The 9,117-nt window shown below is 70.9% G+C and carries 10 protein-coding genes and 1 tRNA gene; all 11 read right to left on the bottom strand.

The features are described 5' to 3' along the window. Window positions 1-698: 698 nt before the first annotated feature. The 11 genes from ACY35P_RS09605 to ruvB all read right to left on the bottom strand — a co-directional run bounded on the left by ACY35P_RS09605 (window position 699) and on the right by ruvB (window position 9,115). Window positions 699-774 (bottom strand) — tRNA-Lys (locus ACY35P_RS09605). A gap of 54 nt (window positions 775-828) precedes the next feature. Beyond that, on the bottom strand, window positions 829-1,539 hold the full coding sequence (gene queC / locus ACY35P_RS09600) for a 7-cyano-7-deazaguanine synthase QueC (RefSeq protein ID WP_462115611.1): 711 nt from the start codon (window positions 1,537-1,539) through the stop codon (window positions 829-831). Between the two features lie 133 nt (window positions 1,540-1,672). After that, entirely contained in the window at window positions 1,673-2,347 is a 675-nt protein-coding gene (gene queE, locus ACY35P_RS09595; RefSeq protein ID WP_462115610.1) for a 7-carboxy-7-deazaguanine synthase QueE, read from the bottom strand. A gap of 62 nt (window positions 2,348-2,409) precedes the next feature. Beyond that, the gene (ybgF, locus tag ACY35P_RS09590) at window positions 2,410-3,228 is read right to left on the bottom strand and encodes a tol-pal system protein YbgF (RefSeq protein ID WP_462115609.1); all 819 of its coding nucleotides are present in this window, start codon (window positions 3,226-3,228) and stop codon (window positions 2,410-2,412) included. Window positions 3,229-3,351: 123 nt separating this feature from the next. Beyond that, window positions 3,352-3,882 carry a peptidoglycan-associated lipoprotein Pal gene (pal, locus tag ACY35P_RS09585; RefSeq protein WP_462115608.1) on the bottom strand — a complete coding sequence of 177 codons (531 nt, stop codon included), beginning with the start codon at window positions 3,880-3,882 and terminating at the stop codon, window positions 3,352-3,354. A 49-nt stretch (window positions 3,883-3,931) separates the two neighbouring features. Next, on the bottom strand, window positions 3,932-5,239 hold the full coding sequence (gene tolB, locus ACY35P_RS09580) for a Tol-Pal system beta propeller repeat protein TolB (RefSeq protein WP_462115607.1): 1,308 nt from the start codon (window positions 5,237-5,239) through the stop codon (window positions 3,932-3,934). Window positions 5,240-5,345: 106 nt separating this feature from the next. Next, complete coding sequence (locus ACY35P_RS09575) at window positions 5,346-6,245, bottom strand: TonB C-terminal domain-containing protein (protein ID WP_462115606.1); 900 nt, start codon at window positions 6,243-6,245, stop codon at window positions 5,346-5,348. Continuing rightward, complete coding sequence (tolR, locus tag ACY35P_RS09570) at window positions 6,242-6,679, bottom strand: protein TolR (RefSeq protein WP_462115605.1); 438 nt, start codon at window positions 6,677-6,679, stop codon at window positions 6,242-6,244. The genes ACY35P_RS09575 and tolR overlap by 4 nt, the downstream gene beginning before the upstream one ends. 3 nt (window positions 6,680-6,682) lie before the next feature. Then, on the bottom strand, window positions 6,683-7,471 hold the full coding sequence (gene tolQ, locus ACY35P_RS09565; RefSeq protein ID WP_462115612.1) for a protein TolQ: 789 nt from the start codon (window positions 7,469-7,471) through the stop codon (window positions 6,683-6,685). A gap of 99 nt (window positions 7,472-7,570) precedes the next feature. Next, on the bottom strand, window positions 7,571-8,005 hold the full coding sequence (gene ybgC / locus ACY35P_RS09560; protein WP_462115604.1) for a tol-pal system-associated acyl-CoA thioesterase: 435 nt from the start codon (window positions 8,003-8,005) through the stop codon (window positions 7,571-7,573). Between the two features lie 63 nt (window positions 8,006-8,068). Further along, window positions 8,069-9,115: a Holliday junction branch migration DNA helicase RuvB gene (gene ruvB, locus ACY35P_RS09555; RefSeq protein ID WP_462115603.1), complete on the bottom strand. Its 1,047-nt coding sequence runs from the start codon at window positions 9,113-9,115 to the stop codon at window positions 8,069-8,071. Window positions 9,116-9,117 lie beyond the last annotated feature (2 nt).

The following is a 9,117-nucleotide window of genomic DNA, read 5'->3' as shown; positions in this document are numbered from 1 at the left end:
GTGGGCAGCGGCTCGAAGGCCAGCTACTACCCGGCCGAATGCCGCTAATAGCCGGCGCGTGACCGAAAGCCCCGGCAGGTTCGGGGCTTTTTTGGGGCAGCGGTTTGCCGGGTGGTGAACGAACCGTCCTGGATACACGCACGACGTGCGAGCGCGCACCCATGGAGTGGGCGCCGGTCGGCGAGGTGGACCGAAGCCCCGTCGGCACCGTGAAGCCCGGCAACTCCCGGGAATCCGGCGCGTATCCCGGGTGTCGTCCGCAACCGCGCGAGGCGCGATGCGCGCACGTGGATCGCCGTGCCAGACGTCGAATAAGCGCGACCGCTACGAATACGTGACCGGACGGATTGGAGCCACCGCGGCGCGGCCGAGCCAAAACGGGTTCGGCGTAGCCGACGCGTTCGTCGGCGCCAAGCTATAGCGAGATGTCCGCCCTGCGCCCGCTAAGGATCGTGCGTGCTGTCGCGCGAGGCCATGCGCAGGGCCTTGCTGACCAGCCACGGCGTCAGCGATACGCCGGGTTCGCTGAAGACGGCGCGTGCGATGCCTTGTCACTTGTCGAGCGGGATCCGGCAAGCGGCCGCGCAAAAGGCGCCTACCGCAGAGTCCGCTGAAAACGAAGCGGCGTATGCCGGATACCAACCGCGCCGTGGAGAAACCCGGTTGCGGGAACCCTCGGCGCGCCACAGCGCGGAGGATGGTGGGTCGTGATGGATTCGAACCATCGACCAGCGGATTAAAAGTCCGATGCTCTACCGACTGAGCTAACGACCCACGTCCGGCGGCCAGCCACCGGGGGCGCGATCTTACCGCAGGTCGCGCAGCCCTTCAGCCGACGGCGTATCGCGTGGGATCGGCGACCCCCGCCGCGTCGAAGCCCTGAGCGCGCAGCCGGCAGGCATCGCAGTCGCGGCAGGCGCGGCCGTCGGCATCGGCCTGGTAGCAGGAGACGGTCAGCCCGAAGTCGACGCCGAGGCGCACGCCCTCGCGGACGATGTCGCCCTTGCTCATGAACTGCAGCGGTGCATGCACTCGCAGCCCCGCACCCTCGACGCCCGCCTTCGTCGCGAGGTTCGCCAGGCGCTCGAACGCGGCGACGAACTCCGGGCGGCAATCCGGATAGCCCGAGTAGTCGACCGCATTGACCCCGCAGAACAGGTCGTTCGCGCCGATCACCTCGGCCCAGCCGAGCGCGAGCGACAGCATGATCGTGTTGCGTGCGGGCACGTAGGTGACCGGAATGGAATCGCCGGTATCGCCGGTCGTCGGCACGTCGATCTCGTCGGTGAGCGCCGAGCCGCCGATGCTGCGCAGGTCGACGTCGACCGTCTTGTGCGCGACGGCGCCCAGCGCCGCGGCGACGCGTGCGGCGGCGGCGAGCTCGGAGGTGTGGCGCTGGCCGTAACGCACGCTCAGGGCATGGACGGCGAACCCCTGCGCGCGCGCCATCGCGACGACGACGGCGGAGTCCATGCCGCCCGAGAGCAGGACGACGGCGCGCGGCGCCGAAGGCGAAACGGTGGACGCGTGATTACTCAAGGCATTACCTGATGGGATGTGGCGGGGATCGCGTGCGGGTGGAGTGCGCGGCGCGGGGGCGATGCGTTGCGGGGAGCGCCGCGATGGGTGCGGCGCGACGACCGACCGAGGCCATCGCAACGCCGACATGGCGTCACCGCCCCGGCTCGTCGCCCCAGAGGATCTTGTGCAGCTGCAGCTGGAAGCGCACGGGCAGGCGGTCGTCGACGATCCACTGGGCGAGCTCGCGCGGCGCCACCTGGCCGAAGCTGGGCGAGAACAGAACGTCGCAACGGGAGGCGAGCGCATGCTCGACGACCGCGGCGCGCGACCATTCGTAGTCCTCGCGCGAACAGATCACGAACTTCACCTCGTCCCGCGGCGTGAGCAGCGGGATGTTCTCCCAGCGGTTGCGATGCACTTCCGCCGATCCCGGCGTCTTGATGTCGACGACGCGCGAGACACGCGGGTCGACGTCGCCGATGTCGAGCGCGCCCGACGTCTCCAGCGACACGGCGTAGCCCGCGTCGCAGAGCTTCTGCAGGAGGATCGTGCAGCGCTTCTGCGCGAGCGGTTCGCCGCCGGTGACGCAGACATGGCGAACGCCCAGGCGCCCGACCTCGGCGACGATCGCGTCGATGTCCCACCAGTCGCCGCCGTGGAACGAATACGTCGTGTCGCAGTACTGGCAGCGCAGCGGGCAGCCGGTCAGGCGCACGAAGACGGTCGGCCAGCCGACGGAATTCGACTCGCCCTGCAGCGACAGGAAGATCTCGGTCAGCCGCAGCCGCTCGGGGGCCGCGGCGGCCGCGGTGACGGGAACGCTCATCCGGCGATTTTACCGCCGGCGCCGCCTCCCTGCCCTGTCGGTCCCCGTGCCGGTTCAGCCGGTCAGCGCGCGCCGCCCAGCGCGCGAAGGCGTTCGGCGGCCGACTTCGCCGCATCCGTGCCCGGATAACGGGCCACCACGTCGGCGAAGGCGGCACGGGCCGCGTCCTCGTCGCGCAGGCTCAGGCGGGTGAGGCCGAGCTTGAGCAGCGCGCCCGGCGCCTTGTCGTGGGTCGGAAAGCGGTCGAGCAGCTGTGCGAACGGGCCCACGGCGTCGCCATAGAGGCGCAGGGCGTAGTAGCTCTCACCGAGCCAGTACAGCGCGTTCGGTGCGTAGACGCCGCCCGGATAGCGGTCCAGGAAGGCATCGAACAGGCGGGAGGACTCGTCGTAGCGGCCGGCCTTCAACGCATCGAAGGCCGCCGTGTAGGCCGCGAGCTCGCCGCCCGTGGGCGTCGCGCTGCCGGCGGCCGCGCGCGGCGCGGGCGGTGTCGCCGCCGATTTCGCCGGAGGCGTCGCGGCCGGAGCGGGCTTTGCGGGAGACGGCTTGGCCGCAGGCGCAGCCGCCGTGGGCGCGCTCGGCGCCGGGGCCTCGATGCGTTGCAGCCGGCCGTCGATGTCGAGGTACTGGGTGCGCATCGAATTGCGCAGCTGCTCGTTGGCCTGCTGCAGTTCCTCCAGCTGCCCGCGCAGGCTTTGCACCTCGGTGCGCAGCTGCGAGACCTGATTGAGCAGGTCCAGCCCCTGCTGCGGATCGGCCGCACGCTGCTCGAGCGCGGCCACGCGGTCGGCGAGACTCGCGCGCTGCGCATTGGCGGGCAGGACGACGGCGACGAGGGCCAGCGCCACGGCGGCGGCGGCGAGCGAGCGATGCAAGGTCATGGCGTTTCCCCGGGAAGGCGCGCCGAGTATGCCCGCGGCGGCGGCCGCGGCGGCTGTCGCGCGAGTGAACGCCAAAAGGAAACGGGCCGCACAGGCGGCCCGTCCCGTTCGATACGCGCGGGCTCAGCGGGCGCTGTAGCTGATCTCGACGCGGCGGTTCTTCGACCAGCACGACTCGCCGGAGTCCGTGCACACCGGCTTCTCCTCGCCGAACGAGTTCACCGTGACCTGCGAGGCCATGCCGCCGGCCGCCTGCATCGCCGAGGAGATCGCATTGCCGCGGCGCTCGCCCAGCGCCATGTTGTAGTCGCGGCTGCCGCGCTCGTCGGCGTGGCCTTCGAGCGTCATGCGCGAGGACGGACGGTCGCGCAGGTACTTCGCGTGGCAGTTCACGATGTCCTGGAACTCCGGCTTCAGCGTGTCCTGGTCGAGGTCGAAGTAGACAACGCGCTGGCGCAGGCAGGCATTGCTGTCGAGGTCGTTCGGGCCGAACGCCCCCGCGGTGGTCGGGCCGGTGTCGGTCGGCATCGTCGTGGTGGTCGTGCCCGACGTCGTATCGGTGGGCGGGGCTTCCTTCACCTTCTTCGAGCAGGCCATCGCGAGCGTGCACAGGGCGGCGACGACGAGGAGCTGGCTGGCGGAGCGGACGTTCATTCGGGGCGTTCCTCTGGTGGCGATTCGGTCGGACTGCAGCTCACGACGCTCAACGCGGCGTGCGGTAAGGGCCCCATGCGGGCTCGCGCACGTCGCCGTCGGCGAGCACGAGGCGCTGGCGCACGCGTGCGTCGGCCGACACCGCGTACAGCACGCCGCGGCCGCCTTCGCGCGCGGCGTAGATCAGCATGCTCGCGTTGGGCGCGAAGCTCGGGGATTCGTCGAGGTTGCCGGGCGACAGCAGGCTCCAGCGTGCGCCGCCGGTGCTCGAGTCCATCAGGGCGATGCGATAAGTGTTGCCGGCGCCCTGCGCGGTGGCGATCTTCTTGCCGTCATAGGAGACAGTGGCGCTCGCGTTGTAGCTGCCCTGGAAGGTCAGCCGCGTCGCGCTGCCGCCGCCCGCGCCCACGCTGTAGATCTGCGGGCGGCCGCCGCGGTCGGAGGTGAAGTAGATGCGCGAGCCGTCCGCGCTCCACGTCGGCTCGGTGTCGATCGCGTAGTGGTTGGTGAGCTGCGTGAGCGCGCGGCTGCCGAGGTCCATCGCGTAGACCTCGGGATTGCCCGAGCGCGAGAGCGTCATCGCGAGGCGGCGGCCGTCCGGCGAGAACTCGGGCGAGCCGTTGATGCCGCGGAAATGCGCGACGACCTCGCGCGCGCCGGAGGCGATCGTCTGGATGTAGACCGCCGAACTGCCGCCCTCGAAGCCGACGTACGCCAGCCGCGCACCATCGGGGCTCCACGACGGGGACATCAGCGGCTCCGTGGAGCGCACGACGGTCTGCGGGTTCCAGCCGTCGCTGTCGGCGACGACGAGCGCATAACGCGCGCCGTTGCCCGTGCCGGTCTGGGTGACGTAGGCGATGCGGGTGAAGAACGCGCCACGCACGCCGGTGACCTTCTCGTAGATCGCGTCGGCGATCTGGTGCGCGACGTCGCGCATCTGACCGGCACGCGCGGTGAGCGCGAACCCGAGCAACCGGTTCTGCTTGGCCACGTCGAGCAGTTCGTACTCCACGCGGAAGCTGCCACCGCCGGCATCGATGACGCGACCGACGACCAGGTAGTCCTGGTTCACCGCGCGCCACGCCGGATAGTTGACCTGCTCGCTGCGCGCGGGGCGCTCGGGCAGGTTGGCGACCGGCAGCGACTTGAACTGCCCGGAGCGGTCGAGGTCGGCCGCGACCACGGCGGCGACGTCGGTCGGACCGGCGCCGTTCTCGAACGGGACCACCGCGATCGGCAGCGCTGCCGCATTGCCGCCGACGATGTCGATCTCCAGGCCCTGCTGCTGCGCCGCCGCCGCGAAGGGCAGCACGCAGGCGAACACGAGCACCAGCCAGGCACGGAAACGATGCATCAGCACTCCTCGGACCACGCTCGGGGCTGCATAGAGTTAACAGTCCGTTCGTGAATCCTAGCTCACAGCTGAACGGTACAGGGATTGACGCGCCGTGGCGGCCCGATCAAGGCGCCTGGAAATTCAGGCGGAGCTCGCGCTTGAACACCTTCTCGAAGCCGGCGTACGGCAACGGCTGCGCCTTGAGCACGGCCGCCTCGATCGACCGACGGCCGGCCTCGTCGTAGACGCAGGGCGACGAGACCGAGACGTCCATGACCTCGCCACCCGGCAGCTGGCGGATCACCAAGCTGCAGCGGGCGCCGGACGGGATGTTGTCCGGCCGCACCCACTTCGCCCGGATCGCCTCCTGTAGCGCAGAGGCGTAGCGGCCGAGCAGGCCGTCGTCGCCCCCGCCGCTCGCTGCGGCGTCCGAACGCGCGGCCGCCTGCGCGGCGCTGCCCGAGTCGCCCGCGGCGGCCAGTTGCGCGAGTCGCGCCTCGGCGGCCGCGTATTCCCGCGCAGCCGCCGCGCGGCGCGCGCGGATCGCCGCGATCTGGTCCGCGATCTTCTTTTCCTCCAGTCGCTTGGCCTCGGCCTGCGCCTGGCTCTGGTCGGGATGCGTGAGGTCGGCGTGCTGCTGGCGGTGTTTCTCGGGCTGCGGCGTGGGCTCGGTCGCCTTCAGCGGCGTCGGCGTCTCGACCACCGCTTCCTGCTCGACCGGCTCGGGATCGGGGATCACCGCCTGCGGCGCGTCCTGCGGCGGCGGCGCTGACTCGACCTCCTCGGGCTCGGGCTCGGGCACGGGCTCGGGCAGCGGCGCCACCGGTTCAGGGCGGTCGCGCAGCGTGCGCTGCATCGCGCCGGATAGCTCGCCCACGTCGACCACGTCCGCGGCCATGCCGCCCGCCTCGGCGCGCTCGACCTGCGGCGGCCGCATGGCGATCCACAGCAGCAGCGCGAGGCCCACATGCAGCGCGACCGCCAGCGCGATCGCGGTCGCGTCGTCGGCCGGTCGGACCCTCACTTCGGGCTGCCCTTCGGCGCGCTGATCAGCGAGACCTTGGCGACGCCCGCCTTCTTCAGCACGTCGATCGCATCGGTGACCGTCTGGTAGCTCGCCGACGCATCGGCGCCGATCAGCACCTGCGCGTCCGGGTTGCCCGCGGTGATCGTCGACAGCCGCGACGCGAGCTCGGCCGCACTCACCGCCTCGTTGCTGCCGGCCTTCACCGTGAGGAAGTAGTTGCCGCGCGCATCGACCTGCACCACCACCGGGTCGGTCTTCTGCTGCAGCGACTTCGCATTCGACTTGGGCAGGTCGACGTCCACGCCGAGGTTCAGCAGTGGCGCGGTGATCATGAAGATGATGAGCAGCACGAGCATCACGTCGATGTACGGCACGACGTTGATCTCGGCCTTGAGCTTGCGGCGGCGATGGCGCCGGAGCGAGAGCGACATGGCTCAGCCTTCCAGGTGCGACTGCCGCTGCAGGATCGAGGAGAACTCCTCGGCGAAGGCTTCGTAGCGCGTGGCGAGCCGCTCGACCGCGGTCGCGAAGCGGTTGTACGCCCACACAGCCGGGATGGCGACGAACAGGCCCATGGCGGTGGCGAGCAGCGCTTCGGAAATGCCCGGTGCCACGTCCTTGATGCCGACCTGGTCGCTGCTGGCGAGCAGCGAATGCATCGTCACCATGATGCCGAAGACGGTGCCGACGAGGCCGATGTACGGCGACGTCGAGCCGATGTTCGCGAGCAGTTCGAGGTTGTGCTCAAGCGAGTCGAGCTCGCGCGAGGCGGTCGCGCGCATGCCGCGCTGCGCGGCCTCGAGCTGCGCGTCGGAGTCGCTGCCGCGGCGCTGCTTGAGGCGGTTGAAGTCGCGGAAGCCGGCCTCGAAGATCGCCTCCATGCCGCCGACGTCACGACCGCGACCACTCGCGCCTTCGTAGAGCTTCGTGAGCTCCGCGCCCGACCAGAAGCGCTCCTCGAACTGCTCCGCCTCGCGTCGTGCGCGCCGCAGCAAAGCCGCCTTGCGGAAGATGATCACCCAGGACGCGATCGACGCCGCGACGAGCAGCAGCATGATCAGCTGCACCGGCAGACTCGCGTTCGCCACCAGGTGCACGAAGTCGAGCGAGGCGGTCGGTGGCGTGGCCGCGGCGGCGCCGGCGGCGGCCTGCCCGGCCTCCGCGAGCGGCTGCGCGTCGATCGCGCCCGCGTCCGGCAGCGCGCTCGGGCTCGACTGCAGCATCAGCGACAGCGCGCTCATCGGGCGGCCTCGACGGTGTCCACGGCGGCATGCGGGCGGTGCGGTGCGGTCATGCGGAATCTCCGGTCCATCGCGGACCTGTCAGGCGGGAACGACGAGGGCGGCGAGCTGCGCGTGCAGCGCCGCGGGAATCGGGGCGGGGCGGAACGTCGCGGCGTCGAGCGCCGCGATTCGGACGGTGGCGTCGAGCAGGCGCTCGCCGGCGCGGTCGATCCACTGGCGGAAGACGAGGCTCGCGCGGCGGCAGTCGGCCAGCGCGACGCCGACCTCGAGCGCGTCGTCGAGGCGTGCCGGCTTCAGGAAATCGAGCGTCATCGCACGCACCGCGAACACGCTGCCCGAGGCCTGCAGCGCCGCCTGGCCGTGGCCGTGCGTGCGCATCCACTCCGAGCGCGCGCGCTCGAGGAAGGCGACATAGCGCGCGTGGTAGACGACGCCGCCGGCGTCGGTGTCTTCCCAGTAGATGCGGACCGGCAGGGTGAACATGCGCTCCGGGCGCCCGCGTCGGCGGGCCATGCGTGGGGCGCCCAAGTCTACCCGCGGCCTGCGACGGTGCAGGCGTCCGCGGCAAGCGGCGGTTCAGTCGGCTACGGGCGGCGCCGGCGGCTCGAACAGGTCCGGCGACTTGCTGCGCGGGGTGAAACCGAGGTGCCGGTACGCCTTCGGCGTCGCCATGCGGCCGCGCGCGGTGCGGATCAGGTAGCCCTGCTGGATCAGGAACGGCTCGACCACGTCCTCGAGCGTGCCCCGCTCCTCGCTCAGCGCCGCGGCGAGCGATTCGACGCCCACCGGCCCGCCATCGAAGGCGTCGATGATCGTGCCGAGCAGGCGCCGGTCGAGCTCGTCGAATCCCTCCGGGTCGACCTTCAGCATCGTCATGGCGTCGAACGCGGCCTGGCTCGCGATCGTGCCGTCGCCGCGCACCTGCGCGAAGTCGCGCACGCGGCGCAGCAGGCGGTTGGCGATGCGCGGCGTACCGCGCGAGCGGCGCGCAATCTCGGCGGCACCGTCGGGCGTGCACGGGATGCCGAGGATCTGCGCGGAGCGCTGCACGATCTTGGTGAGCTCCTCAGCGCTGTAGAACTCCAGCCGCTGCACGATGCCGAAGCGGTCGCGCAGCGGCGCGGTCAGCAGGCCCGCGCGCGTGGTGGCCCCGATCAGGGTGAAAGGCGGCAGGTCGATCTTGATCGAGCGCGCGGCCGGGCCCTCGCCGATCATGATGTCGAGCTGGAAGTCCTCCATCGCCGGATACAGCACTTCCTCGACCAGCGGCGAGAGACGGTGGATCTCGTCGACGAACAGCACGTCGTGCGGCTGCAGGTTGGTGAGCAGCGCCGCAAGGTCACCGGCTTTCTCGATCACCGGGCCGGAGGTCTGGCGCAGGTTCACGCCCAGCTCGTTGGCAATGACCTGGCTGAGCGTGGTCTTGCCGAGGCCCGGCGGCCCGAAGATCAGCACGTGGTCGAGCGCCTCGCCGCGGCGCTTGGTGGCCTCGATGTAGATCTTCATCTGCTCGCGCACCGGCGCCTGGCCGAGGTACTCGTCCAGGCGCTTGGGGCGGATGGAGGCTTCGGCCACGGCGTCCTCGGACGTCGCGCCAGCCCCGATGAGTCGGGTGTCGGTCATGC

Source organism: Lysobacter xanthus (assembly GCF_047159895.1).
Note: the sequence above shows the minus strand (reverse complement) of the source record. Positions and strands in the feature narration are given on the sequence as shown.